Genomic DNA, 24,416 nt, shown 5'->3' with positions numbered 1-24,416 from the left:
CTGTCGCCATCGTCAGGAAGGCTTCGCGGCGCGCGCCTGCTCGCGCAGCCGCTCCTTTTCCTCGCGCACGGCGGCCTGAGTTGCGCGTTCACGGACGAGCCACTCCGGCGGGGACTGCAGCAGCGCGGCGATTTCGGCGGCCGTGAGCGGGTCTTCGATGCCCCCGCGTGCAAGGCCGGCATTCGACACCCCGAGCTTTCCTGCGACGACCGAACGGGGGTGCGGACCGGTGCTGCGGAGTTCGACCAGCCACTCCGGCGGGGTCTCGAGCATCTCGTTGAGCTGCGTTCGCGTCACCGGCGTCGACTGGAACGCTTCGGGGGTCGCAGGGAGGTAGACGCCGAGCTTCTGCGCCGCGGTGGCTGGTTTCATGGTCTGCTCGGTCATGCATCCAGCGTAACCTGAAGGCATGACCTCCCCCACCGAACCATTCCGCGTCGGCATCGTGCCAGGGGTCACCGTCACCAAGTGGGTCAAGGCGTGGAAAGACCGTCGGCCGAAAACCCCCATCATGGTTGTGCCGCTGACGGAGGGTGAGGCGCGATCGGCGCTCACGGACGGGGTGGTCGATGCGTGTTTCGTGCGGCTGCCGATCGACCGCGACGGGCTTGAGGCCATCCGTCTCTATGCCGAGGTGCCCGTGGTCGTGGTCGCACAAGAGCACCCGATTGCCCTCTTCGAATCGGTGACCCTCGCAGACCTCGAGGGTGAGACGCTGCGCACAGAGGCTCCGGCCGACGCGATTGAGATCGTCACGACCGGTGCCGGTGCCGGTGCCGCACGCATGCCGCATTCCATCGCGCGGCTCCACGCCCGCAAAGACGTCACAGCCGTGCCGATTTCGGATGCCGCAGAGACCGAAATCGCGATCGCCTGGCCGAGCGAATCCACGACAGAGCCCGTCGAGTTCTTCGTCGGCATCGTGCGTGGTCGCACCGCATCGAGCTCGCGCGGAGCCCCGCACACGGGGGCGAACGGCCCCGAGCGCGGACGACGTGGTGGCCCGGCCGCCGGTCGCGGCGGCGCCCACGGTGCCTCGACCGGGTCACGCAGCGCCGGACGCCGAGGCCGTCGCTAGCGATGACGCTCGGCACCACGCCAGATTCCCCGGCCACACCGCCGAGGGGGCTCATCGGGTCGACCGCCGCGCCGGGGCTGCACGTCATGTCGTATAACGTGCGCCGCATCATCCGCGGCGTGCGTCACGGGAGCCCGGATTTCTGGCCGGGGCGGCGAGACCTCGTCAGCCGCCTGCTCCGGGCCGAATCGCCGAGCGTTCTCGGGGTGCAGGAGGCGATGGCGTCGCAGGCTACTGCGATCAGCGCCATGCTGCCGGAGTATCACCGGGTCGGCCACGGCCGCAACGCCGACGGTCGTGGAGAGGGATGCCCGCTCTTCTACGACCCGGCCCGCGTTCGGCTCGAGCGCTGGTCACAGCTCGCCCTCTCCCCATCACCGTCGCGGCCTGGCTCGCGAGGCTGGGGCAACATGGTGCCGCGCATTGCGGTGGTTGCCGACCTCATGGACCGCGAGACTGGCGACTCGTTCACCGTGATCAACACCCACTTCGATCACCTGTCGAAGCGCTCCCGCACCCGCTCGGCCGAGATGCTGACACAACTCGTGATGGCGTCCGAGCGACCGACGATTGTCATGGGCGACTTCAACACGGCCCCGGGCACTCCGCCATATCGCGTGCTCCTGAGTGCCGGGCTTCGCGACACCTGGCTGGTCGCCGACGAGCGACGCGGTCGCAACGGCGGCACGTTTTCGGGGTTCAAAGCGCCAAGTGCCGGCGGCCATCGCATCGACTGGCTCCTCGCGACGGGCGATGTGAAGGTGCCTGTCGCCGCCATCAACGCGGCACGGTTCGACGGGCGTGCGCCCTCAGATCACGAGCCTGTGCAGGCGATCGTGCAGTTCGCTGAACCCGACAACGCTGCCGCTCGCTGAACCCGCGTCAGGTGCACTACGCGGTGGCGGATGCTGCGGCGCGCGCCGCGGCGGGCAGCGCGTCGATGATCCGCTCGAGCACGGCGTCGTCGTGTGCGGCGGTGACGAACCACGCTTCGAACACCGATGGCGGCAGCGAAATGCCGGAGTCGAGCATGGAGTGGAAGAAGGGCGCGTAGCGGAACGCCTCCTGTGCTTTCACCTCGGCATAGTTTCGGGGCGATGACTCCGTGAAGGCGAAGGAGAAAAGGTTGCCCGCCCGCTGCACCGAGTGCACGACGCCCTCGGTGCTGAGCGCACTCGATACGGCGGCCGCGATGGTGTCGGCCGCGCGGTCGAGGGTCTTGTAGACCGTGGCATCCGCACCGCGCATGGTGGCGATGCCGGCGGCGACCGCGAGCGGATTGCCGCTCAGGGTGCCCGCCTGATAGACGGGGCCGACGGGGGCGAGGTGGTCCATGATCGCCGCTGGGCCGCCGATCGCCGCGATCGGCATGCCACCGCCGATGACTTTGCCAAAGGTGAACAGGTCGGGCGTGTAGGAATGATCTCCTTGCCTGCCGTCGAGGCCCCACCAGCCGGCGTCACTCACGCGGAACCCCGTGAGCACCTCGTCGAGGATGACGAGCGCGCCGTGCTCGTGGGCGATGCGGATGAGCTCTGCATTGAATCCGGGCTCTGGCGCGACAACGCCCATGTTCGCCGCGGCCGCCTCGGTGATGACCGCGGCAATGTTGTGTCCGTGCTCGGCGAAGACCGCGCGGATCGCGCCGAGGTCGTTGTAGGGCACGACGAGCGTCTGCGCGGCGATTGCCGCTGGCACGCCGGCAGAGCCGGGCAGCGCGAGCGTCGCAATGCCGGAGCCACCCTCCGCAAGCAGTCCGTCGGAATGCCCGTGGTAGTGGCCGGCGAACTTCACCAGCAGATCGCGGCCGGTCGCGCCGCGTGCGAGCCTGATCGCGGTCATGGTGGCCTCAGTGCCGGTCGAGACGAGCCGCAACTTCTCGACCGCTGGTGCGAGCCGAGCAATGACGAGCTCCGCCAGCTCCGTCTCCCCCGGCGTTGAGGCACCGAACGAGAGTCCGCGCGCGGCCGCCTGCTGCACGGCATCGACGGTCTCCGGATGCGCGTGGCCGAGCAGCGCAGGGCCCCATGACGCCACGAGGTCCACATATTCGCGGCCCTCGACATCCGTCACATAGGCGCCCGTTGCTGAGACGAGGAACCGCGGAGTGCCCCCGACCGAACCGAACGCGCGGACGGGAGAGTTCACCCCGCCGGGGATGAGGGACTTCGCGCGATCAAAGGATTCGAGGTTCGAGGGCATTCGCGGTCCTGTTCGTTGAGGTCGGTGGTGCGCGAGCGGAGGGCGGTCAGCGTGCGCCGCGAGCGAGTTCGAGCGCCCAATAGGTGAGCGTGACATCGGCTCCGGCGCGGAAGATGCTGAGCACGGACTCCTGGATCGCGCGGTCACGGTCGATCCAGCCGTTCGCCGCGGCGGCCTCGATCATGGCGTACTCCCCCGAGACCTGATACGCCCACACGGGCACATCGCTCACGGCCGCGACATCCGCGAGCACATCGAGGTAGCTCATGGCGGGCTTCACCATGACAATGTCGGCACCCTCGGCGAGGTCGAGCATGGCTTCGCGGAGCCCCTCGCGACGGTTCGCCGGGTCTTGCTGGTAGGTCTTGCGGTCACCCTGGAGGCTGGAGTCGACGGCCTCGCGGAATGGCCCGTAGAACGCGGAGGCGTACTTGGCGCTGTAGGCCAAAATCGCAGTGTCGGTGAATCCTTCGCCATCGAGGGCGTCGCGCACGGCGGCGACCTGGCCATCCATCATGCCGCTGAGCCCGAGCAGCTGTGAGCCGTTTCGTGCCTGTGCGAGGGCCATGTCGCGGTAGCGTTCGAGGGTCGCGTCGTTGTCGACCGCACCGTGGTCGTCGAGCACGCCGCAGTGGCCGTGATCCGTGAACTCGTCGAGGCAGAGGTCGGTTTGCACGACGAGGGCGTCGCCAGCCTCCCCCACGGCGACGCGCGTCGCCTGGTTGAGGATGCCGTCATCATCCGTCGCGCCGCTCCCGAGTGCATCCTTCGTCTCAGGCACGCCGAAGAGCATGACGCCGCCGAGCCCAGCAGCCGCGGCGTCAGCGATGACTCCCTTGAGACTCTCGAGTGAGTGCTGGAACACCCCTGGCATCGAGCCGATCGGGGTCGGCGTCCTCGCGCCCTCGCGCACGAAGACGGGCAGCACAAGCTGCGCCGGGTGGAATCGGGTCTCGGCCACGAGGCGGCGCATGGCCGGGCTGGTGCGGAGTCGACGGGGGCGGATGCCGGGGCCGGAGGTCATGCGATCAAGTCTACGAGCGCGTCGATGAGTGACTCCCCGTCACTGCGCTCGGCGATGGCGCCAACCTGCAGGCCGGCGGATGCCGCGGCGTCGGCGGTCGACGCGCCGATGCAGACGATCGCCGTCGTGGTGGGGATCGGCGCACACTGCGCCTTGAGCTGCCGCGCCGTGCTTCCAGAGGTGAGCAGTATCGCATCGACCGCGCCCGCCCAGATGCTGTCGCGAACTCGCTCATCGATAGCGACCCCTCGTGTGCGGTAGGCCGTGACGATATCGACCGTGAGGCCGCGGTCGATCAGGCCTTCGACGAGCGTCGCTGCGGCAATCTCGGATTGCGGGAGCAATACGGTTGTGCCGCCCTCAGGCCACTCTGCGAGCAGTCCAGCAGCGGAGTGATCGCCCGCGGGCACAAACTCGACGCTCACGCCGCGGGCCTGCAGCGCCGCCGCCGTCGCTGGTCCCACTGCCGCGACGCGCGTCGACGCCGGGACGTGCGCGAGCGCGTCACCTGCCACGCCTCCGAGTGCATCGACCGTCGTCGCGCTGGTGACAGCGAGCCAGTCGTACGCGCCATCCCGCAGCCGCTGCAGCGCGGCGGTGAGCGCTGCAGTGTCGTCAGGAGGCATGAACTCGATGAGGGGCGCAACGATGGGCTCCGCACCAAGCGAGCGAAGCCGCGTCGCGAGTCGCTCGCCGAACTCGCCCCCCCGCGGCACGAGCACGCGCCGGCCTGCGAGCGGAAGCCCCGTCATGGTCGCCCAGTCTCAGCTGAGCGGCGCGAACTCGGCGGCACCGAGATCGAGCAGTTCGTCGGCAGCGCGCTCCCCAAGCTCGACGGCGAGGCGCTCGCGATCGCCAGGTGTTCCCTCAAGTACGAGGCCGTGCGAGGCCGTGAGCGACTGCGTGCCGTCCGGGCTGTACACGGTTGCCGTGAGCAACAGCAGGTCGGTGTCGATAAGGGCGGTGGCGCCGACGGGGGCCGCGCATCCGGCCTCCAGGCGAGCGAGCACGGCGCGCTCCGCCGCAGTCGTGTGGCGGCTCGACGCGTGGTCGAGCGCGCTGAGCACGCGGGCGAGTTCCTTCGTGACATCCGCTCGCGCTTCGATCGCGAGGGCACCCTGTCCGGGCGCCGACGGATGCTCGCTCAGCTCGAAGAACTCGCTCACGGCTTCGAGGCGGCCGAGCCGGCCGAGCCCTGCGGCGGCGAGCACGACAGCATCGAGCTCGCCGGATTCGACAAAGCCGAGCCGGGTGTCGATATTGCCGCGAATGTCACGGACGTCAAGATCGGGACGGCGAGCGAGCAGTTGCGCGACGCGTCTGGGTGAACCGGTGCCGACGCTCGCGCCCTCGGGCAGGGCTGAGAGCAGGGCGCCGTCGCGGGCGACAACGGCGTCGCGGGCGTCGGCGCGCTTCGGCACGGCGCCGATCCGCAGCCCGTCGGCGGGCGTCGTCGGGAGGTCTTTGAGTGAGTGCACGACGAGGTCACACTCCTCGGCGAGCAACGCCTCGCGCAGGGCACTCGCGAAGACCCCCGTGCCGCCGAGGCTCGAGAGTGACGCGCGGGAGGTGTCGCCCTCGGTCGTGACACGAACGATCTCGACCTCCTGGCCGGATGCGGTCGTGATGCGTTCTGCGATCTGGCCGGTCTGGGCGAGGGCGAGCGCGCTCCCCCTGGTGCCGATGCGGATCACTGAGCTCATGGGGCGATCCCCGCAAGGGCAGGTTTGAAGCCGAGGCGGACGTTCTCACAGCATCCCGGTCGGCACACGTCGTACCAGGGGCCGAGGGAGGTCACGGCCGGTCGATCCTCGACGGCGACACCGTCACGACGCTCGAGCACAAGGTCGACGAGCCCGGAGACGAATGCGGCGTGCACACCAGGGGTCGGCACCCGAATCGCCGTGACGCCGTGCTCTTCGGAGGTTTCCATCGCCTCGGTGTCGAGGTCCCACTTGACCTCCATGTGGTCGCTCACGAAGCCGAGCGGCACGATGACGACGGCACGGGTGCCCTTCGCGGCGAGTGCCTCGAGCTCGTCGTTGATGTCGGGCTCGAGCCACGGCTGGGTGGGCGGCCCGCTGCGCGACTGGTACACGAGCGTCCAGTCCACCGGCCGGCCGGCCATGATGGCTTCGGCGACCGCGAGGTGCTGGGCGGCGTAAGCGCCACCCTCACCGAAGCCGCGCTCGGCTGGCCCGCTTCGTTCGGCATCCGTCGAGGGGATCGAATGCGTCGAAAAGAGCACCTGGATCTCGTGGTCGGCGAACCCCTGCTCTGTGAGCGCGGCAAGCGCGCCATTCACGCCCTCCATGAACGGCTCGACGAAGCCGGGGTGGTCGAAGAACTGACGCACCTTGTCGATCGTGACGACGCCCTCGAGGCCCGTCTCGTCGAGGGCACGCGCGAAGTCTTCGCGGTACTGGCGGCAGCTCGAATACGAGCTGTACGCGCTCGTGCCGATCGCGATGATCGTGCGGTGGCCGTCATCGTGGGCCGCCTGCAGCGCCTCCGTCACGAAGGGCGCCCAGTTGCGGTTGCCCCAATACACGGGGAGGTCGATCCCGCGCCGTGCGAGCTCGGCCTCAATGGCCGCCTTGAGTTCGCGATTCTGGTCATTGATGGGGCTCACGCCGCCGAACGCACGGTAGTGGTGGGCCACCTCTTCGAGCCGCTCGTCGGGGATGCCGCGTCCGCGGGTGACATTTCGCAAGAACGGAATGACATCGTCCTGACCCTCCGGCCCGCCGAACGAGGCGAGCAGGATGGCGTCGTATGTGACAGGTTCGGTAACGTGCGGTGCACCGGATGCTGCGGCCGGGCTCGCTCCACGCACGTCACTCACGCGAGCACGTCCGCGAGTTCGCTCAGCTCGATGCGGCGACCCGTGTAGAACGGCACCTCCTCGCGCACGTGCATGCGAGCATCCGTGGCCCGCAGGTGTCGCATGAGGTCGACGAGTTCGAGCAGGTCGTCGGCCTCAAGAGCGAGGATCCACTCGTAGTCGCCGAGGGCGAATGAGGCGACGGTGTTCGCGAGCACGTTGGGAAACTGTGCGCCGAGCCGTCCGTGGTTGCCGAGCATGGCGCGGCGCTCATCGGGGTCGATGAGGTACCACTCATAGCTGCGCACGAACGGGTAGACGGTGAGCCAGTCGGCCGGCTCTTTGCCGCGCATGAATGCGGGGATGTGGTTGGCGCTGAACTCGGCGTCGCGGTGCACCCCGAGGGTGTTCCAGGTTGGGAGCAGCGGGCGCAGGATGCTTGTGCGCCGAAGTTCGCGCAGACCCGCCTGCACGCCCTCAGGCGAGACGCCGTGCAGCCACAGCATGACGTCAGAGTCGGCACGGATCGACGACACGTCGTAGATGCCGCGCACCGTGACACCGGATGCCGCGACCCGCTCGATCGCCGCTGCGAGCTCCGCAGTGTCGCCCGTGCTCTCCCCCGCTGCGGGGTTGCGGCGGAAGACCGCCCAGAGCGTGTATTCGGTCTCGCCTGTGACGGGGGTAACGATGGGGGCTTGGGGGCTCGAGGTCATGCTCCAATCATCCCCTCAGCGCGCTGAGAATCGAAATCCTTCAGGGGCGGAGCGGTTGGTTCTTCGCCATTCACGGAGCGGCGGGGGCAAGCTCGGCGGCGAGACGTGTCGCCTCCCGCTGGGCGTGCGCGATCACGGCGGCGAGCCCTGTGCCGGAGGCGGTCTCACCGAGATGGGTCACGCCGTCGATCGCCGGCCGGTCGTCGATCGTTGCTGCCGCCCACTCCACTCTCCCGAACCCGAGGACATCGCTGTCGCGCAGCGGTGTTTCGAGCAGACGAGCCGCGTCGGCGAGGGCACGGCCCCGCAGCGCCGTGTCATCCATCTCGGCGACGCGGGCGGCATCGTACGAGAGCCGGAGGACATGTCGGTGATCCCCCGCTCTCTCTGCGAGCCATGGCCACTTCGCTGTCGCATGCGTGAGCGCCTTCGCCGTGACGGCGGTGCACGCCGCACCCACGAGCACCCCCGTACCGCGTGGCGCCGCGTCGAGTGCGGCCGATCGCACGACGAGTGTCGCGAGCACGACGTCGGCCCGGCTCAGCTCGGCTGTCTGCGTGCGCTCCGTGAGCCCGACATCCGGGGCTGCGAGCACCACGGCGCGGGCCGTGATCCTTGTCCCGTCGCCGAGCGTCACGCCCGTCGCATCCACCGCCACCGCGGCCGTCGACCGCCGCACATCGACGCCGAAGCGATCGAGTGCCGCCTCGAGGGTCACGACGAGTTGCGCAACACCGCCCGTGAATCCCGCTACGGCAGACCCGGCTGGGGCTGCCGCTCGCATGGCCCGCACGGCACTCGCGAGCGACTCTTCACTCTTGAGCCCGGCGCGCAGGCCGGGTGCGACGGTGTCGAGATCGAGCGCATCAGGATGCCGCGAATGCACGCCCATCGTCACGGGAGCGACAAGGCGTTCCACCACGCGTCGGCCCATGCGTCGGCGCACAAACGCGCCGAGGGTCTGCTCGCGCGAGCCAATAAACCCTGGCAGCAGCGAATCGAGTTGCGCCCGCAATGCACCGAAGAAACCGACGACGTCGATGACGTCGGCGGCAAGCGGCACAGAGGGGATCCCGTACAGGCCTGCCTTCGGCAGGGGCACGGCTGTGGCGTCATCCGGTTGCAGCCAGGCGCCCACCGGGTTCGGCAGCACGACATCGTGCGCGAGCCCGAGCCGCTCGGCGAACTCGGCGACCGTGCCGCGGCGCGTCGCGAAACTTTCAGCGCCCGCATCGAGCGTCAAGCCATCGACCACATGCGAGCGCACTTTGCCACCGAGCCGATCGGATGCCTCCAGCAGCGTGACAGAGAGACCCGCGAGCACGAGAACGCGCGCCGCAACGAGCCCGGCCACCCCGCCGCCGACGACGATGCAGTCGACATCGGGCACCGTCTGGGGAGCCGACGCGTCAGCCTCGAGGCGATTCTCGTGCTCACCCTCGTGCTCGTGCGCTGTCATACCGTCGTCATGCCGTCGGGGCCGAGAACTCGTGGATGAACTCGACGAGACGGGTGAGCACGGTCGGGTCGGTCTCGGGGGGAACCCCGTGGCCGAGATTCACGACATGCGCTGGCGCCTCGCTGCCTCGGGTGATCACATCGCGCACGTGCGCCTCGAGAATCGGCCACGGCGCCGCGAGGAGGGCAGGGTCGATATTGCCCTGCAGCGGAACAGCGCCACCGAGCCGACGGTTCGCCTCATCGAGCGGGATGCGGTGGTCAACTCCGACGACATCCGCGCCGACATCGCGCATCGCCGCGAGGAGCTCGCCCGTGCCGACACCGAAGTGCACCTTCGGCACCGCGAGATCGGCGATGTGCGAGAGCGCACGACGCGAATGCGGCGCCACCCGAGTCTCATAGTCGGTGAGGGAGAGCGAGCCCGCCCACGAGTCGAAGAGCTGCGCAGCGCTCGCGCCGGCGAGCACCTGGGCGCGGAGGAACGCACCGGTGACATCCGCGGTCCAGTCGAGCAAGCGCGCCCAAACCTCCGGCTCCGAATGCATGAGCGCACGCGTGCGCAACTGCTCGCGTGAGGGCCCACCCTCGACGAGGTACGACGCGAGCGTGAATGGCGCGCCCGCGAAACCGATGAGGGGGGTCGAGCCGAGCTCCGCCACCGTGATGCCGATCGCCTCGGTGATGGGGGCGAGCGATTCTGGGTCGAGTTCTGGCAGGTTGGCGACATCCGCCGCTGTGCGCACGGGCGAATCGAGCACAGGCCCGCGGCCGGAGACGATCTCGACTGCAACGCCCGCGAGCCGCAGCGGAATCACGATGTCGCTGAAGAAGATTGCGGCATCTACCCCGTGGCGGCGAACGGGCTGGAGGGTGATCTCGCTCGCAAGGGACGGGGTGAGGCACGAGTCGAGCATGGCCGTCCCCTCGCGGAGGGCGCGGTACTCGGGCAGCGAACGCCCCGCCTGTCGCATGAACCACACGGGCAGCGGCGTGGTGCGCTCACCCCGGTAGCTGCGGATGAGGGCCGAATCGCTCGTGCGGCCGGTCGAGAGTGGATGCTGGTCAGGAAGGGTCACGCGTCAAGTCTGTCACTATTGACAGGTAGCATTGATGTGTGCTCGTCTGTCTCTCCGCTAACCACACCAGTGCGAGTTTCGACGTACTCGAACGGCTTTCTGCCGGTGGCGCAGACATCGGGCCCCGCTTCGTCCGCGACAACGATTTTGTGCAGGGCGCTGTCGTGCTCGCGACCTGCAATCGCTTCGAGGCATATCTTGACGTCGATGAGAACAAGGTCGGCGATCGTGAGGCCGCAGCTGCCCACATCCTGAGTGCGCTCGCCGATTCCACCGGCATCCGGAGTGACGATCTCGAGACGGCCATCGAAGCACTCGGTGGCGACGATGTCGTGCACCACCTGTTTGCGGTGTCGGCAGGGCTCAAGTCGGTCGTCATCGGCGAAGATGAGATTGCTGGCCAGGTGCGACGCTCGCTCGATTCTGCACGCCAGGTCGGCACGGCCACGTCAAATCTCGAGCGACTCTTTCAGACGGCATCGTCCGCTTCGCGGGGGGTCAAAACCCGCACCGCGATCGGCCACGCCGGGCGATCGGTTGTGCGACTCGCGCTGCAGCTCGCCTCCAGCCGCATCACCGATTGGGCAACGACCTCGGTGCTTCTTATTGGCACGGGCGCGTACGCGGCGACAAGCGTTGCGGCGCTCCGTGATCGCGGGGTACGCGACATCGTCGTCTACTCGCCGTCGGGGCGCGCAGCGCGTTTCGCTGCGCGACTTGGCCTCACAGCGGCGGATGATCTCGCCGACGCTCTCGCCGACGCTCGAGTTGTCGTGACCTGCACGAGCCGTCCAGATCCAGTCGTGACTCCCGAGGTCGTCGGGTCTGGTTCGCGACGCCTCATCGTCGATCTCGGTCTCCCCCGCAACGTCGACCCGGCTGTCGCCACCGTCGACGGCGTCGAACTGCTCGACCTCGAGACCATCCGCCTTCACGCTCCGCTAGAGGAGCTCACCGCGACAAGCGATGCCCACGAGATCGTGCTCGACGCCGCAACCGAGTTCCACGCGCGCGAGGCCGAGCGTCGCGCGGCGCCCGCGATCGCGACGATGCGTCGACAGGTGTTTTCGGTGCTCGAATCCGAGATTGAGCGAGCGAAGAGCCGCGGCACGTGGAGCGCCCAATCAGAGGCTGACATGCGCCATCTTGTCGGTGTGCTGCTCCACGCCCCATCGGAGCGTGCACGTCTTGCCGCCCGCGAGGGCGAGGCCGACGGCGTCTTCGACGCCGTGACGACCCTCTTTGGCCCGGTCGATGAGCTCACCCACCGTCGCATGGTCGAGCCGGATGCCGCGGCCGACGAGCTCCCCGCCTGAGTCCGTCGCCGTCCCGAACGCAGCGCAGGTCGCCACTCCGTGCGCTGCCCGTTTCGCACGCGTGAGGTGTCGCTACGTGCGCATGGCTCCGCGCCGCAGCAGGTCGATGCGTGCCTGAAGCTGCGTCACGCTCGCCTGCGGCACTGCCGGGCCGCCCGCTCGGCGGCGCAGTTCGGCGTGGATGAGAGCGTGTGCCTCGCCTGTGCGCTTCGCTCGCATCCCGACGAGGCTGTTGAGAAGCTTGCGCTGCTCCTTGAGCGTGCGGTGCAGGGGCTGGCCCTCGTCAAGTTCGGCGTCAAACGCCTCTGCAATGCGCTTGCGCCCCTCACTGCGGCGCGACTGCCGCGCCTGGCGTGATTGCAGCAGGTCCCGCACCTGATCCGGGTCGAGCAGGCCCGGAAGGCCGAGAAAGTCGAGCTCTTCGAGGCTGCCGACTTCGGCAGAAAAGCCGAACTCGCCCCCGTCATAGAGCACACGGTCGAATTGGGCCTCAGACGCGAGCGCCTTGAAGTCGAAAAGGTCAGCGTCGGCCGAGGCAGACTCTGTGCGGTTCGCTTCGTCGAGTGCATCATCGTCGAGCTCGATCTCTTCGAGGCCATCACGATCTTCGCGGTCGAGTGCGTGATCGCGCTCGAGTTCCATTGTCTGCGCGAGGGCCATGAGCGCCGGCACGTTGGGGAGAAAAATCGAGGCCGTTTCGCCGCGCCGTCTGGTGCGCACGAATCGCCCGATTGCCTGCGCGAAAAACAGGGGCGTTGAGGCGGATGTCGCGTAGACGCCGATGCCGAGCCTCGGCACGTCAACGCCCTCAGAGACCATCCGCACCGCCACCATCCACCGCGAGGTTCCGGCGGCGAACGTGGCGATCCGATCGCTCGCGGCCTTCTCGTCGGAAAGCACCACGGTCGGGTCCTCACCCGTGATCTGCTTGAGGATTTCGGCGTACGCCCGAGCGGCGTAGTGGTCTGTCGCAATCACGAGGCCCCCGGCATCCGGAACCCCGTTGCGCACCTCGGTGAGTCGCCGATTTGCGGCCTTGAGCACGGAGGGAATCCAGTCGCCCTCCGGGTCGAGGGCCGTGCGCCATGCTTGCGCCGTGACATCTTTGGTGTCGCCCTCTCCAAGCCGGGCCTCCATCTCGTCGCCGGAGCGGGTGCGCCAGCGCATCTTGCCCGCATACGAGAGAAAGATGACTGGGCGCACCACACCGTCGGCAAGGGCGCGTCCATAGCCATAGCTGTAGTCCGCTCTTGAGGTTCGGATGCCGTGCTCGTCGGGGTGATACGAGACGAAGGGAATCGGCGATGTGTCGCTGCGAAAGGGCGTCCCGGTGAGCGAGAGTCGACGCACTGCCGGCTCGAATGCTTCGCGGATGGCATCGCCCCAGCTCAGTGCATCACCACCGTGATGCACTTCGTCGAGGATGACGAGCGAACGCCCGCTCTCGGTCATTGAACGGTGAAGCGCTGCCCTCGTTGCCACCTGCGCGTAGGTAACGGCGACACCGTGGAAGTGTCGACCGTGATGCCCGTCAGCATTCTTGAACCCTGGATCGAGACGGATGCCAACGCGATGTGCCGCTTCGGCCCACTGACTCTTCAGATGCTCGGTTGGCGCGACAACGGTGATGCGATTGATGGCGCCGCTTGCAAGGAGTTCGGTCGCAATGCGGAGCGCGAACGTGGTCTTGCCGGCGCCTGGCGTCGCGGCCGCGAGAAAGTCTCGCGGACTCGCCGACAGGTAGGCATCGAGTGCCTCCTGCTGCCAAGCTCTGAGCTTGTCGGCTGTGCCGCGGGCTGCCCGCTCGGGGAAGGCGGGAGAAAGGTGCTCCGCGGCGAACGTGCCGACTGGCCGGCCGAAGTTCGCTGAGGTGTTCACTGGATCCAATGGTAGCTGTCGCCACCGACAGGCGACCACACGCCGAGACCCCCGCGCCGCTGAGAGCGGGACGGGGGTCTCGGTGCGCTACGGCGCAGGTTATGCCCTGCGGCTGCCGCGGGTGATGAAGCCCCAGATGACCAGAACGAGCAGCGCGCCGAGAATGGCGACGAGCCACGTCTGAATCGACCAGAAGTCCTCAAGACCGACGCCGAAGACGGCGCTGCCGATCCAGCCGCCGAGCAGGGCGCCGACGACTCCGATGATCAGGGTGGCGATCCAGCCGCCACCATTCTTGCCGGGAAGAATGGCCTTGGCGATCGCGCCCGCAATCAGCCCCAGAATAATCCAAGCGATGATTCCCATGGTCTTTCACACTCCTGCAAATAGTTTTCGTGCTCCACTGCAGAGCACGAGACAATGGTGGCACCACCCCCATTTGGGGACAACCCATGCGATCTCAAGCTTTGTGGGGTAAGGGCGGTTTGCCGCCAGGGCACCCGTGGGACAGCATTGAGGTATGACACCGCACCACCCTTGGTCCCGCTACGTCGCCCTCGGCGACTCATTCACTGAAGGCATCGGAGACCCGGAGTCGAAAAGCCCAGGCGGGCACCGCGGGTGGGCTGATCGCGTGGCCGAGGTTCTCGCGATCGACCATCAGCCGTTCTCGTACGCAAACCTCGCGATCCGTGGCAGGCTGCTGCAGCAGATCATCGATGAACAGCTTGAGCCAGCGCTCGAGCTCACGCCAGACCTCGTGTCGATTTCTGCTGGCGGCAACGACATCATCCGACCAAACACCGACCCCGATGAGGTCGCCGTACGGCTCGAGAGCGCTGTTGAGCGCCTTCGCTCCGGCGGCGCGACCGTTGCACTGTTCAACGGCCCTGACATCGGTATGACACCGGTCATGCGTCGGCTGAGGGGCAAGGTCGCCATCTACAACGAGAACATTCGCGGGATTGCGAGGCGTCACGAGGCGGTCGTCATCGACATGTGGTCGCTCCGCGAGCTGCAGGATGCTCGAATGTGGGCCTCGGACCGCCTGCACTTCTCTCCCATGGGCCACCATGTGATCGCAATCGAGGTGCTCGAGGCGCTCGGGGTCGACCATGGGCTCGTGCCGTTCAGTCCGGAACCGCTGCCGCCTCGGCCATGGCGTGAGGCTCGCGCCGACGACATGGTGTGGGCGCGCGAGCATCTTGTGCCCTGGGTCGTGCGGCGCGTGCGCCATCAGTCGTCTGGTGACGGCATAACGCCGAAGCGACCCGGGTTCTGACCGGGTCGCTACGGGGTGGTGCTCAATCGTTGAAGAATTTAGCGGCCGAACTGCGTCGACGCCGGGCAATCGAACGGGTCGCCTCCGGCTGAGAGCCCGACGCGGTTGAGGTACTGGATGACGATTCCGTAGGACTGCAAAAGTGAGGTCTCGGTGAACGGAATGTTGTTCGTCGCGCAGTATTCCTTGGCGATCTCGTTCGCCTTCCTGAGGTGCGGGCGCGGCATGTTGGGAAAGAGGTGGTGCTCGATCTGGTAGTTGAGGCCGCCCATGAAGGTGTCCATCAACCAGCCGCCGCGAATGTTCCGCGAGGTGAGCACCTGGCGGCGCAAGAAGTCGACCTTCGAGTCGTGAGGCAGAATCGGCATTCCCTTGTGGTTCGGCGCGAAGGAAGCGCCCATGTACACGCCGAAAACCGCGAGCTGCACGCCGAGGAAGGCGAACGCCATGCCAACCGGCAACATGATGAAGAGCACGGCGAGGTAGCTGCCAAGGCGGGTCAGGATCATCGTGATCTCAATCCAACGGCCTTGAACCTTGCCTTTGCCGAACACGGTCTTCAGACCGTGCATGTGAAGATTCAGGCCCTCAAGTGTGAGCGCGGGAAAGAAAAGGTAGCCCTGTCGCTTGAGCGCCCAGGCGTACAAGCCTTTCGCCTTTGCCGCGTCAACCTCCTGGAACACGACAAAGTCGGGCTCGATGTCAGGGTCTTTGCCAACGATGTTGGGGTTCGCGTGATGACGCGAGTGCTTCGTCATCCACCACTGGTAGCTGATGCCGACAAAGAGATTCGCGAGCGTGCGGCCCACGATGTCGTTGAGCTTGCCAGAGGTGAAGATCTGCCGATGCGATGCCTCATGAGCGAGGAACGCATACTGCGTGAGGACGATGCCAAGCCCGGCAGCGATAAGGAGTTGGAACCAGCTGTCACCGAGAAGTATGAAGCCCGTGATCAGACCGCCGAGGGCGAGCGTGATACCCGCAAACATGGCGATGTAGAACCACTGTGCGCGGCGAAGAAGTCCGGCATCGCGCACGGTATTGAGGAGTGATGAGTACTCGGTCGTCGGGCTCTTGCGATCTCCACCAGGACGGGTTTTGGTGAATGTCACAGTGGGCTGGGGCTCGGCTGAGGCTGTCATTCATCTCCTCGATCAGTTGACTTCCCAGTCGGGTAAAGATGAAGCGCCTTGCTACAACGGATACCCATCAGACTACGCGGTGATTATGACACGGGCGAGTATTACACGGCGAGTATGGCATATTCCCAGAGTTGAATATGCACAATCGAGCATATTCAACGTCTATCCGAATACGAGCGACGGATTGCCGAGACGCCACAGAGCGCCAGGATCATCGATGCTCTCATCGAGCAGGAGGGCTACCTCAATGCGCTGAGTGCCGACCGAGTAGCTCAGGGTGCCGACGCGCTCTCCCTCTGCGGCGGTTGTGACCTCATCGGTGGCGACCTCAAGCGAGATCGCCGTGTCGCTCCACACGAGCGCCGAGGCGCCTTCGCCGGCAACCGCAGAGGCAGAGTCGCCCCATTCGGTTGTGTACTCCGCGAACACCTGTCCCTGCTCAACGAGGGTGACGTCGCGGAAGCCCGACTGCACAGTCTGCACGAGCGATTGGATCTGCGGATATTGCACGTCGTGGAGCACTCCGCCAAGGGCCACGCCCACGATCGTAACCGTGTGACCGCCGACCTCGAAGTCCGACGAGAAGAGCAGACACGCGCCAGCCTCCGGGAGCGTGCCCGTCTTGATTCCGTCGATACCGTAGGTGCCGAGGATCTCATTCGAATTCTCGAGGATGCCAGCGCCCGGCAAGTCCACGGTTGGCGTCGCGACGATCTCGGCAATCACTGGATCGGCCAGCGCGAGTTTGCCGAGTTCGATCAGTTCGGCAACCGTGCTGCTGTTGCGGGGGTCGAGTCCGGTCGGCTCAACCAGCGTCGTCTGCGTGAATCCGTTGTCGATGAGCCAGGTATTCGCGGCCTCGACGAACGCCGCCTCAGAGCCAAATGCCCAGTTGATGAGCGAGTACGTGTAGTTGCTCGCAGATGGCAGCAGCATTGCCTGCATCGCCTGATATTGGGACAGCACCGCGCCTGCAGTCACGGGTTTCACCGTGGCACCCCGCGCTTGGAACATTGCGTAGTACGAGACATCCTCGGCCGTGAGCTCAATGGAGGGCCCGTGGTCGTCGAGTGTGATCGGGTGGTGTTCAATCACCGTGAGAGCGGTGACGATCTTGCTGATGCTCGCCATCGGCAACACCTCGGTGCTGCCGGTTGATGCGAGCACACCCTCTACACCGATGGCGCCGATGCCGATGGCGGTGCTTGATGGCCACGCGAGTTCGGCCGCGACGGTCGCCGGCGCCTCGACCTCGGCGACCGCCGCGGTGGTTGCATCGAGAGGTGCGAAGAGAGTCATCGGCAGGTACGAACCAGCGACAAGAAGCGCCCCTGCGGCACCGAACACGACGAGCCGACGACGCCGATAGACCTGGGCTCGGGTGGGTGGCACGAGATCAATCCTAGGAGACGCGTGGCTCCGTCCCGCGCATCGTGCGCGGTGGGTCAGTCGCGCACGCGAAGCTCCCACATCGCAACGGCACTCGCTGCCGCGACATTGAGCGAATCGACCCCGCGCGCCATTGGGATGGTCACAACGGTGTCGGCGGCGTCAATCGCCGCCCGACTCAGACCATCGCCTTCTGTCCCCATCACGAGGGCGATTCGCTCCGGCGGATCGGTTGCGAAGGTGTCGAGCGCGACTGCGCCGTCGGTGAGGGCAAGCGCGGCGATATGGAATCCAGCAGCACTGAGGATGTCGCGCGCCGCCGGCCACTCGGGCAACCGAGTCCAAGGCACCTGCAGCACGCTCCCCATGCTCACGCGCACGCTTCGGCGGTAGAACGGGTCGGCGCATCGAGGGGTGACGAGCACTGCATCCGCCCCGAGCCCGGCCGCGGCGCGGAAGATTGCGCCGACGTTGGTGTGGTCGGTGAGGTCTTCGAGCACAACGATGCGCCTGGCGTTGGCAATGATGTCTTCGACGGCGGCGAGGGGTGGCCGTCGCATGGATGCGAGTGCTCCGCGGTGGAGGCTGAATCCGGTGAGCGAGGTGAGCATTTCGTCGTCGCCGACATAGACCGGCACGTCGAAGCGTTCGCCGTAGTGTTCGACCTCTCCGAGCCACTTTTCGAGCACGAGAAATGAACGCGGCGTGTGACCCGCCTCGATGGCACGCGCAATGACTTTTGAGGATTCGGCGATGTAGAGGCCACCCGCGGGTTCCTGCAGACGCCTCAGCACCACGTCGGTCAGACGGGCGAAGTCGTCGAGCCCTGGCGCGGAGAGATCATCGACCCTGATCGTTGGCATCGTCGAACTCCATTCGCAGTGTCGCGGCGCATTCTCGTGGCCTGGTGAAACATATCGGATGCTGCGAACGCTTAAGGTGTGAGAGGGGTTTTCTCCCCCGTTCTCTCGATGAGGAAGCTGCATGCCAGAAGACACCGCCCTGCGGCCGGCCGCCGCGGATGCTGCGCCGCCCGAAATGATCGACGCCGCCGAGCGTTTGATCCGCGGCCGCACGCTTGCAGTGCTCACCGGGGCCGGAATCAGCACCGACTCCGGCATCCCTGACTATCGAGGCGAAGGCGCACCCCTGCGCTCGCCCATGACCTTCTCCCAGTTCATCGAGAGTGAGCCATATCGCAGACGGTATTGGGCAGGCAGCCATCTCGGGTGGCATGCGTTCTCTCGAGCACGCCCCAATGCAGGCCATCGCGCGCTCGCCTCGCTTGAGGCGGCCGGGGTCACCAACGGTGTTGTGACCCAGAATGTCGATGGTTTGCATCTCGGGGCAGGCTCTTCTCGCGTGGTGGATCTCCACGGCTCGATGGACCGCGTGCGCTGTCTCGACTGCGGCCAGTACTTCGCTCGCGGGGCGATCGCCGAATCTATCTCGGCGTCAAACCCATGGCTCGATCATGCCGAGCCCGTCGAGCTCGGCCCCGATGGTGACGTCACGCCGGAGCGTCTCTCCGACTTCGTCGTCCCGGCGTGCTCGGTCTGTGGCGGCGTACTCAAACCTGACGTGGTCTTCTTCGGCGAGTTTGTGCCGGTCGAGCGGTTCGCAGAGGCGCGCGCGCTCGTGCACGCTGCCGACGTCTTTCTCGTGGCGGGGTCGTCGCTCATCGTGAACTCCGGCATTCGCCTGCTTGAGGTGGCGCTTCGGCGCAAGGCCCCCGTCATCGTCGTGAATCGTGGGGTCACGAAGGCCGACGGTCGGGCGACACTGAAGATTGACGCGGGGACATCGCCGACGCTGCAAGAGCTCGAGACCAGGCTGCTGGCGTGACCCGAATCGCCTTTATCCGCCACGGCGAAACGGAGTGGAATCGCGAGCGCCGCATCCAGGGTCGCTCCGATATTCCTCTCAATGAGACCGGCCGACGACAGGCCCGGCAGACTGCCGATGCCCTCGCTTCGGGCGTTGCGTGGGATCGTGTGTTCTCGAGCCCGCTCTCCCGTGCGTTCGAGACGGCCGAGATCGTTGCCCGACGGCTTGGTCTCACGGCGCCGGCGACTATCGATGCGGTGATCGAGCGCCATTACGGCGAGGCCGAGGGCCTGTCGGCCGCTGACCTCGAGGAGCGATTCCCCGGTCTGAGCCCCGTGCCGGGCCGTGAACGGCGTTCGGATGCTGCGGCGCGCGCCATTCCAGCACTCATCGACCTCGCAGAAACCCACCAGGGTGGCAGGCTCCTCGTGGTGAGCCACGGCGGCCTCATTCGCTCGGTGCTCAAGCGAATCGAGCCCGGGGAGGGTGATCACCACACTGAACTGATCCCGAACGGCTCGGTGCATATGCTGGATTATGTCGAGGGCTCGTTGCGGCTTGTTTCGTTCAACGAGGAGCTCGAGTCTGCCGGTGATGGCGCCGCTGACATCAGCGAGCAGAACGCCGTCGAGCGTCGCGAGGCCGCCCGCTAGCACGCGGTTGTGATGCGACCCGTGTGGCGAGCTCATAGAGCGTTCGTGCTGAGCGCTCCCAGGTGAATTCGGCCGCCTGTTCGAGGGCGAGCGCCGACCGTCGCTCCCACTCCCCCGGTGCCTCGAGTTTGCGAACTTCTGCCGCGAGTCCGGCAGGGTCGTCGGGGTCGAAGTATCCGGCGGTGCGACCTCCGATCTCGTGAAAGACGGGGATGTCACTCACGACGATCGGTGTGCCGACGGCCATCGCTTCGACGAGGGGGATTCCGAATCCCTCGTCGCGCGACGCGGAGATGAGCGCTGTCGCACTGAGCAGTGCGGCGCGGTAGTCCTCGTCGCTGACTCCGTCGCGGAACACGATGGTGCCGCTCGGGGCGAGTGCCTCGAGCCTGCGGCGATCGGACGCGCCGATTCGACTCAGCAGGTGGAGCGTGTATCCGGGCAGTGACTGCATCGCGGTGGCGATTGTCTCGACGTTCTTGTACGGCATGAACGAGCCCATGTAGACGAGCGTTCGTGTTGTTGGAGCAACTCTGGGTTCGATTGGTGCTTGCCTCACGGCACTGCGGACGACCGTCATGGGCTGCTTCGTAATGCCGGCCTCCGTGATTTCGTCGCGGGTCGTGAACGAACCGGTGACGATGGCGTCGGCCCGACGCAGCAGCATCCGCGCCGGGAGATAGGTGAGGTGGTAGATCCGCCAACCGGCGCGCACAGGCCACGAGAGGTCCCGCGGTGGGGTGGGGCTCCGGTAGTAGATGAGGTCGTGCAGGGTGAGGATGAAGCGGTAGCGCCGACCGAGAGAGCCCATCATCTGCATGGGGGTGAAGACGACATCCGGTGCAGCGCGATTCACGATTCTCGAGACCCACGGCTCACGCACGCTCGTTGGATCTGTGCCCATGATCCAGGGGAGGTCTGGCAGCATCGACAACTGCCGCTCATCGCTGATGAGCATCGTAACGGGGGTGAGTCGTGCGAGTTCAGTAACGAGCTCGGCCGTATAGCGGCTGATGCCATCGTGGCGTTCGAGTCGCGTGTAGCGACAGTCGAAGACGATCTTCACGAACGGACGGTGGCCAGGAACGCCTCAATGGCGGATGCTGCTGCCGCGGGCGTCTCGTAGTGGATGAGATGCCCGACCTCCGGGATCACGACGAGCGTCGAATCCGCGATGGCGGTGTGGAGGGCCTTGACGGCCGAGAGCGGCGTGATGTCGTCGAGTTCGGCGGCAACGAGCAGTGTCGGAATCGAGATGTCGGCGGCGAACTCTCCCACGCTCCGCGTGACGGATGCCTCGAAGCCCTCAAGGACGGTGCGCTTGCTGGCGAATCGACTGAAGTAGGTGTGGTGCTGTGAGTGGATCCAGCGCCGCAGCGCCGCATCCTTCGTCTTGACGAGTGCAGAACTCATGAACTGCACGATGATCGGGGACCCAAGTGCGGCGCGCGCTGCGCGTTCGGGAAGCCAGCGTGCCGAGCGGTAGAACGCCACTGTGACCGCGGTGGCAATCGGTCGCGGCCCCTTGAGCCCAGCGATAGCGATCGGATTGATCAGGATGAGTGCGGGGGTCGAGAGCCCGCCGGCGACCGCGGCGGAGGCGATGATGGAACCGAAGGAGTGGCCGAGGACGACGGCACGACCCCCGAGCTCGATGGCCGCGATGAAGGCGGCGAGCCAGCGCGCGTACCCTTCAACGTCGTGTGTCACCCCATGCATTGGTGTCGACTCCCCGAACCCTGGCAGGTCGGGGGCGATGAATCGCACGCCAGGCAGGTGGGCGACGACAGGCTCGAGGCCGTGGTGCTCGCCGCGGTAGCCGTGCGTGAGCACGACGGTGGTCGCGGCATCCGGATCGCCATACACCCAGTACTTTGTCTCGCTGCCGAGCACGACAATAGTCGATTCGCTGATCGGGAGTCGCGCGAGGGAACCGGCGTACGGGGATTGGACGTTCATCCTGCTCAGTCTAGGCAACGCGCGGTGTGCGTCAGCCCTTTCACACCTCGGTGGTGCCGCTGGCGTCTTAGACTCATCACGTCTGTTTTCTGCCCCCGAGAGGAGCCCCGTGAGCTTTACCGCCCCAATCCAGCTGCCAGGGCTGACCCTCGACCCCCGGTGGTACCGCCGTTCCGTTTTTTACCAGGTGATGGTGCGATCGTTTGTCGACAGCAATGGCGACGGCACCGGCGACCTCGGCGGGCTCATCTCCAGGCTCGACTACCTGCAGTGGCTGGGCGTCGACGCGCTCTGGATTCCGCCGTTCTTCACCTCACCGCTCCGCGACGGTGGCTATGACGTCGCCGACTACAAGGCGATCCTTCCTGAGTTCGGCACACTCGACGAGTTCCGCGAGCTCGTGACGAAGGCGCACGAGCGCAACATGCGGGTCATCATCGACCTCCCGCTGAACCACACTTCGGATGCGCACGACTGGTTCCAGCAGTCGCGCTCAGACCCAGACGGCCCCTTCGGTGACTTCTACGTCTGGAGCGACACTGACGAGAAGTTTGAGAACATCCGCATCATCTTCACCGACACCGAAGATTCGAACTGGGCGTTCGACTCCGAGCGCCGTCAGTTCTACTTCCACCGCTTCTTCTCACACCAGCCCGACCTCAACTACGAGAACCCGGCCGTGCACGACGCTGTTTTCGATGTCGTGCGGTTCTGGCTTGATCTCGGCGTCGACGGCTTCAGGCTCGACGCAATTCCCTACCTCTACGAATCCGAGGAGGGCAACGGCGAGGGTGAGCCGCCAACCCACGAGTTCATCAAGCGACTCCGCGCAATGGTCGACCATGACTACCCCGGCCGCGTCATGATCGCGGAGGCGAACCAGTGGCCGCGTGAGGTCGCCGCATTCTTCGGCACTGAAGAAGAGCCGGAGTGTCACATGGCATTCGACTTCCCCGTCATGCCGCGCATTTTTTACTCGCTGCGGTCGCAGAATGCGAGCGAACTCGTTCAGGTGCTCAGCGAGACCACCGACATTCCTGACGGCGCCGGCTGGGGCGTATTCCTTCGCAACCACGACGAGCTGACGCTCGAAATGGTCTCGGAGGAGTATCGCCAGGCGATGTACGGCTGGTACGCCTACGACCCCCGGATGCGCGTGAATGTCGGCATCCGACGTCGCCTCGCTCCCCTGCTCGACAACTCCCGTGACGAGTTGGAGCTGGCGCACGCACTGCTCTTCTCATTGCCCGGAAGCCCGTTTCTCTATTACGGCGACGAGATCGGCATGGGCGACAACATTTGGCTTCCAGACCGCGATGCGTCGAGAACCCCGATGCAGTGGACGCCCGATCGCAACGCGGGGTTCTCCTCGGCCGACCCCGGCAAGCTCTTCCTCCCCGTGGTGCAGTCGCTCGTGTACCACTACACGCAGACCAATGTGGAGTCGCAGCTCGCCCAGTCGCGCTCGCTGCTCCACTGGGTGCGAAATGTCATCCACGTACGCAAGGCTCACCCCGTCTTCGGGCTCGGAGGCATTCGCGTGCTGCAGACAAGCCACGAGTCCGTGCTCGCATTCGTGCGGTCGTACGAGGGCTCAGGCACCCAGTTTGGTGACGCGGCAGAAGAGGTGCTCTGCGTGTTCAGCTTCGCCCACAATCCGGTCTCGGTGACCATCACGGCGGAGGAACTCGCCGGGGCGGGCCTCGTCGACTTGTTCGGCGGCGGAGACTTCCCGGCGTTCACCGACGACGGCAGCCTGACACTCACGCTCGGCACCCAGAGTTTCTACTGGTTGCATGTGGGTTCGCATGTCGGAGGCCACCTCTAGGGTGAAAGAGTGAACACTTCGTGGGTTGATGTGCTGGGGGTATTCGATCTCGAGACAACTGGGATCGACATCGACACCAGCCGCATCGTCTCCGCCCACGTTGGCGTGATCGACGGGGCCGGTGGCAGCGTCGAGCAGCACCTCTGGTTGGCAGACCCAGGGGTCGAGATCCCGGCAGGGGCCTCCGCGGTGCACGGCATCACGACCGAGCGAGCGCGGCGACTGGGCAGACCCGCCGTCGACGTCGTGAGTGAGATTCTTGAGGCCCTTCGAGGGCTGCTCTCTCGCGGCATTCCGGTCACGGTGTTCAACGCGCCCTATGATCTCTCTCTGCTGCACCGCGAGGCGATACGCTACGGCCTCGAACCGCTCGGTGAGCCGTTTCCCGTCGTCGACCCGCTCGTCATCGATAAGGCAGTCGACCGCTATCGGCGTGGCAAGCGCACGCTCGAGGTCTCGGCCGCGCACTACGGAGTCGACCTCACAGATGCGCACGATGCTGGCGCCGACGCGGTCGCCGCCGGCCGCGTGGCGCAAGCGATTGTGCGCCGCTTCGCGAGCGACCTTCCGGAAGACGCCGCTGGGCTGCATCAGGCCCAGATCGGATGGTACGCCCAGCAGGCAGAGAGCTTTCAGGACTACATGCGACGCACGAAGGACCCGTCGTTTGTGACGTCAACCGCCTGGCCGCAGCGGTAGACATCGATAGCGCGGTCGGGCTGAACGCAAAACGGGCGGGTGGCCGAAGCCACCCGCCCGTT

The 24,416-nt window shown here is 66.3% G+C and carries 24 protein-coding genes; 8 read left to right on the top strand and 16 right to left on the bottom strand.

Translation table 11 applies throughout. The features are described 5' to 3' along the window. Nucleotides 1-12: 12 nt before the first annotated feature. Nucleotides 13-387, bottom strand: a complete 375-nt coding sequence (locus tag ACY48M_RS04545) for a DUF5997 family protein (RefSeq protein WP_462819038.1) — start codon at nucleotides 385-387, stop codon at nucleotides 13-15. A 22-nt stretch (nucleotides 388-409) separates the two neighbouring features. Here ACY48M_RS04545 and ACY48M_RS04540 point away from each other — a divergent pair, with 22 nt between their 5' ends. Together ACY48M_RS04540 and ACY48M_RS04535 are read left to right on the top strand one after the other, a co-directional pair. Further along, nucleotides 410-1,078, top strand: a complete 669-nt coding sequence (locus ACY48M_RS04540; protein WP_462819037.1) for a LysR substrate-binding domain-containing protein — start codon at nucleotides 410-412, stop codon at nucleotides 1,076-1,078. Between the two features lie 2 nt (nucleotides 1,079-1,080). Beyond that, the gene (locus ACY48M_RS04535) at nucleotides 1,081-1,953 is read left to right on the top strand and encodes an endonuclease/exonuclease/phosphatase family protein (RefSeq protein ID WP_462819036.1); all 873 of its coding nucleotides are present in this window, start codon (nucleotides 1,081-1,083) and stop codon (nucleotides 1,951-1,953) included. A 16-nt stretch (nucleotides 1,954-1,969) separates the two neighbouring features. Here ACY48M_RS04535 and hemL read toward each other — a convergent pair whose 3' ends face one another. From hemL to hemE, 8 genes are all read right to left on the bottom strand, one after another. Then, nucleotides 1,970-3,280, bottom strand: a complete 1,311-nt coding sequence (gene hemL, locus ACY48M_RS04530; RefSeq protein WP_462819035.1) for a glutamate-1-semialdehyde 2,1-aminomutase — start codon at nucleotides 3,278-3,280, stop codon at nucleotides 1,970-1,972. Between the two features lie 46 nt (nucleotides 3,281-3,326). Beyond that, nucleotides 3,327-4,304, bottom strand: a complete 978-nt coding sequence (gene hemB, locus ACY48M_RS04525) for a porphobilinogen synthase (protein ID WP_462819034.1) — start codon at nucleotides 4,302-4,304, stop codon at nucleotides 3,327-3,329. Further along, a complete protein-coding gene (locus tag ACY48M_RS04520) occupies nucleotides 4,301-5,056 on the bottom strand; it encodes a uroporphyrinogen-III synthase (RefSeq protein WP_462819033.1) in 756 nt (251 codons plus the stop codon). The genes hemB and ACY48M_RS04520 overlap by 4 nt, the downstream gene beginning before the upstream one ends. Before the next feature lie 12 nt (nucleotides 5,057-5,068). Further along, a complete protein-coding gene (gene hemC, locus ACY48M_RS04515) occupies nucleotides 5,069-6,007 on the bottom strand; it encodes a hydroxymethylbilane synthase (RefSeq protein WP_462819032.1) in 939 nt (312 codons plus the stop codon). Continuing rightward, a complete protein-coding gene (locus ACY48M_RS04510; RefSeq protein WP_462819258.1) occupies nucleotides 6,004-7,140 on the bottom strand; it encodes a ferrochelatase in 1,137 nt (378 codons plus the stop codon). Before ACY48M_RS04510 ends, hemC begins: the two co-directional genes overlap by 4 nt. Nucleotides 7,141-7,145: 5 nt before the next feature. Next, complete coding sequence (gene hemQ / locus ACY48M_RS04505) at nucleotides 7,146-7,844, bottom strand: hydrogen peroxide-dependent heme synthase (RefSeq protein ID WP_462819031.1); 699 nt, start codon at nucleotides 7,842-7,844, stop codon at nucleotides 7,146-7,148. Between the two features lie 70 nt (nucleotides 7,845-7,914). Further along, nucleotides 7,915-9,303 carry a protoporphyrinogen/coproporphyrinogen oxidase gene (locus ACY48M_RS04500; protein WP_462819030.1) on the bottom strand — a complete coding sequence of 463 codons (1,389 nt, stop codon included), beginning with the start codon at nucleotides 9,301-9,303 and terminating at the stop codon, nucleotides 7,915-7,917. A gap of 7 nt (nucleotides 9,304-9,310) precedes the next feature. Then, nucleotides 9,311-10,381, bottom strand: coding sequence for a uroporphyrinogen decarboxylase (gene hemE / locus ACY48M_RS04495; protein WP_462819029.1), 1,071 nt, complete (start codon nucleotides 10,379-10,381; stop codon nucleotides 9,311-9,313). 38 nt (nucleotides 10,382-10,419) lie between these two features. Here hemE and ACY48M_RS04490 point away from each other — a divergent pair, with 38 nt between their 5' ends. After that, the gene (locus ACY48M_RS04490; protein ID WP_462819028.1) at nucleotides 10,420-11,697 is read left to right on the top strand and encodes a glutamyl-tRNA reductase; all 1,278 of its coding nucleotides are present in this window, start codon (nucleotides 10,420-10,422) and stop codon (nucleotides 11,695-11,697) included. Nucleotides 11,698-11,769: 72 nt separating this feature from the next. Here ACY48M_RS04490 and ACY48M_RS04485 read toward each other — a convergent pair whose 3' ends face one another. Both ACY48M_RS04485 and ACY48M_RS04480 read right to left on the bottom strand, forming a co-directional pair. Further along, a complete protein-coding gene (locus tag ACY48M_RS04485) occupies nucleotides 11,770-13,575 on the bottom strand; it encodes a DEAD/DEAH box helicase (RefSeq protein WP_462819027.1) in 1,806 nt (601 codons plus the stop codon). 99 nt (nucleotides 13,576-13,674) lie between these two features. Then, nucleotides 13,675-13,941 (bottom strand): GlsB/YeaQ/YmgE family stress response membrane protein, encoded by a 267-nt coding sequence (locus ACY48M_RS04480; RefSeq protein ID WP_462819026.1) that lies wholly within the window; start codon nucleotides 13,939-13,941, stop codon nucleotides 13,675-13,677. Nucleotides 13,942-14,095: 154 nt separating this feature from the next. Between ACY48M_RS04480 and ACY48M_RS04475 the strand changes: the two genes are divergently transcribed. Next, a complete protein-coding gene (locus ACY48M_RS04475) occupies nucleotides 14,096-14,857 on the top strand; it encodes an SGNH/GDSL hydrolase family protein (RefSeq protein ID WP_462819025.1) in 762 nt (253 codons plus the stop codon). Between the two features lie 38 nt (nucleotides 14,858-14,895). Here the strand turns inward: ACY48M_RS04475 and ACY48M_RS04470 are convergent, their stop codons facing one another. From ACY48M_RS04470 to ACY48M_RS04460, 3 genes are all read right to left on the bottom strand, one after another. Next, nucleotides 14,896-15,999, bottom strand: a complete 1,104-nt coding sequence (locus ACY48M_RS04470) for a fatty acid desaturase family protein (protein WP_462819024.1) — start codon at nucleotides 15,997-15,999, stop codon at nucleotides 14,896-14,898. A 162-nt stretch (nucleotides 16,000-16,161) separates the two neighbouring features. After that, entirely contained in the window at nucleotides 16,162-17,391 is a 1,230-nt protein-coding gene (locus ACY48M_RS04465) for a D-alanyl-D-alanine carboxypeptidase family protein (RefSeq protein ID WP_462819023.1), read from the bottom strand. 53 nt (nucleotides 17,392-17,444) lie between these two features. Continuing rightward, entirely contained in the window at nucleotides 17,445-18,251 is an 807-nt protein-coding gene (locus tag ACY48M_RS04460; protein ID WP_462819022.1) for a TrmH family RNA methyltransferase, read from the bottom strand. Between the two features lie 121 nt (nucleotides 18,252-18,372). On the opposite strand from ACY48M_RS04460, the gene ACY48M_RS04455 reads away from it, so the two are divergent. Together ACY48M_RS04455 and ACY48M_RS04450 are read left to right on the top strand one after the other, a co-directional pair. Next, nucleotides 18,373-19,233: a Sir2 family NAD-dependent protein deacetylase gene (locus tag ACY48M_RS04455; protein WP_462819021.1), complete on the top strand. Its 861-nt coding sequence runs from the start codon at nucleotides 18,373-18,375 to the stop codon at nucleotides 19,231-19,233. Beyond that, nucleotides 19,230-19,868 (top strand): histidine phosphatase family protein, encoded by a 639-nt coding sequence (locus ACY48M_RS04450; RefSeq protein ID WP_462819020.1) that lies wholly within the window; start codon nucleotides 19,230-19,232, stop codon nucleotides 19,866-19,868. The genes ACY48M_RS04455 and ACY48M_RS04450 overlap by 4 nt, the downstream gene beginning before the upstream one ends. On the opposite strand, the gene ACY48M_RS04445 is transcribed toward ACY48M_RS04450, so the two are convergent. Together ACY48M_RS04445 and ACY48M_RS04440 are read right to left on the bottom strand one after the other, a co-directional pair. Then, the gene (locus tag ACY48M_RS04445) at nucleotides 19,825-20,934 is read right to left on the bottom strand and encodes a glycosyltransferase family 4 protein (RefSeq protein WP_462819019.1); all 1,110 of its coding nucleotides are present in this window, start codon (nucleotides 20,932-20,934) and stop codon (nucleotides 19,825-19,827) included. The genes ACY48M_RS04450 and ACY48M_RS04445 overlap by 44 nt on opposite strands. Further along, nucleotides 20,931-21,827: an alpha/beta fold hydrolase gene (locus ACY48M_RS04440; protein WP_462819018.1), complete on the bottom strand. Its 897-nt coding sequence runs from the start codon at nucleotides 21,825-21,827 to the stop codon at nucleotides 20,931-20,933. Before ACY48M_RS04440 ends, ACY48M_RS04445 begins: the two co-directional genes overlap by 4 nt. A 109-nt stretch (nucleotides 21,828-21,936) precedes the next feature. Between ACY48M_RS04440 and treS the strand changes: the two genes are divergently transcribed. Continuing rightward, the gene (gene treS / locus ACY48M_RS04435) at nucleotides 21,937-23,655 is read left to right on the top strand and encodes a maltose alpha-D-glucosyltransferase (protein ID WP_462819017.1); all 1,719 of its coding nucleotides are present in this window, start codon (nucleotides 21,937-21,939) and stop codon (nucleotides 23,653-23,655) included. A 9-nt stretch (nucleotides 23,656-23,664) separates the two neighbouring features. Then, nucleotides 23,665-24,354: an exonuclease domain-containing protein gene (locus ACY48M_RS04430; RefSeq protein WP_462819016.1), complete on the top strand. Its 690-nt coding sequence runs from the start codon at nucleotides 23,665-23,667 to the stop codon at nucleotides 24,352-24,354. Nucleotides 24,355-24,416: the final 62 nt, after the last annotated feature.

Source organism: Homoserinimonas flava, assembly GCF_054969005.1.
The sequence above is the reverse complement of the archived record's forward strand: the minus strand, read 5'-3'. Positions and strand labels throughout refer to the sequence as shown.

Excerpts from the sequence above, each read along its gene's own strand:
- ACY48M_RS04545 (WP_462819038.1), bottom strand. The coding sequence starts at position 387 with ATGACCGAGCAGACCATGAAACCAGCCACCGCGGCGCAGAAGCTCGGC.
- ACY48M_RS04540 (WP_462819037.1), top strand. The coding sequence starts at position 410 with ATGACCTCCCCCACCGAACCATTCCGCGTCGGCATCGTGCCAGGGGTC.
- ACY48M_RS04535 (WP_462819036.1), top strand. The coding sequence starts at position 1,081 with ATGACGCTCGGCACCACGCCAGATTCCCCGGCCACACCGCCGAGGGGG.
- hemL (WP_462819035.1), bottom strand. The coding sequence starts at position 3,280 with ATGCCCTCGAACCTCGAATCCTTTGATCGCGCGAAGTCCCTCATCCCC.
- hemB (WP_462819034.1), bottom strand. The coding sequence starts at position 4,304 with ATGACCTCCGGCCCCGGCATCCGCCCCCGTCGACTCCGCACCAGCCCG.
- ACY48M_RS04520 (WP_462819033.1), bottom strand. The coding sequence starts at position 5,056 with ATGACGGGGCTTCCGCTCGCAGGCCGGCGCGTGCTCGTGCCGCGGGGG.
- hemC (WP_462819032.1), bottom strand. The coding sequence starts at position 6,007 with ATGAGCTCAGTGATCCGCATCGGCACCAGGGGGAGCGCGCTCGCCCTC.
- hemQ (WP_462819031.1), bottom strand. The coding sequence starts at position 7,844 with ATGACCTCGAGCCCCCAAGCCCCCATCGTTACCCCCGTCACAGGCGAG.
- ACY48M_RS04500 (WP_462819030.1), bottom strand. The coding sequence starts at position 9,303 with ATGACAGCGCACGAGCACGAGGGTGAGCACGAGAATCGCCTCGAGGCT.
- ACY48M_RS04480 (WP_462819026.1), bottom strand. The coding sequence starts at position 13,941 with ATGGGAATCATCGCTTGGATTATTCTGGGGCTGATTGCGGGCGCGATC.
- ACY48M_RS04475 (WP_462819025.1), top strand. The coding sequence starts at position 14,096 with ATGACACCGCACCACCCTTGGTCCCGCTACGTCGCCCTCGGCGACTCA.
- ACY48M_RS04470 (WP_462819024.1), bottom strand. The coding sequence starts at position 15,999 with ATGACAGCCTCAGCCGAGCCCCAGCCCACTGTGACATTCACCAAAACC.
- ACY48M_RS04460 (WP_462819022.1), bottom strand. The coding sequence starts at position 18,251 with ATGCCAACGATCAGGGTCGATGATCTCTCCGCGCCAGGGCTCGACGAC.
- ACY48M_RS04455 (WP_462819021.1), top strand. The coding sequence starts at position 18,373 with ATGCCAGAAGACACCGCCCTGCGGCCGGCCGCCGCGGATGCTGCGCCG.
- ACY48M_RS04440 (WP_462819018.1), bottom strand. The coding sequence starts at position 21,827 with ATGAACGTCCAATCCCCGTACGCCGGTTCCCTCGCGCGACTCCCGATC.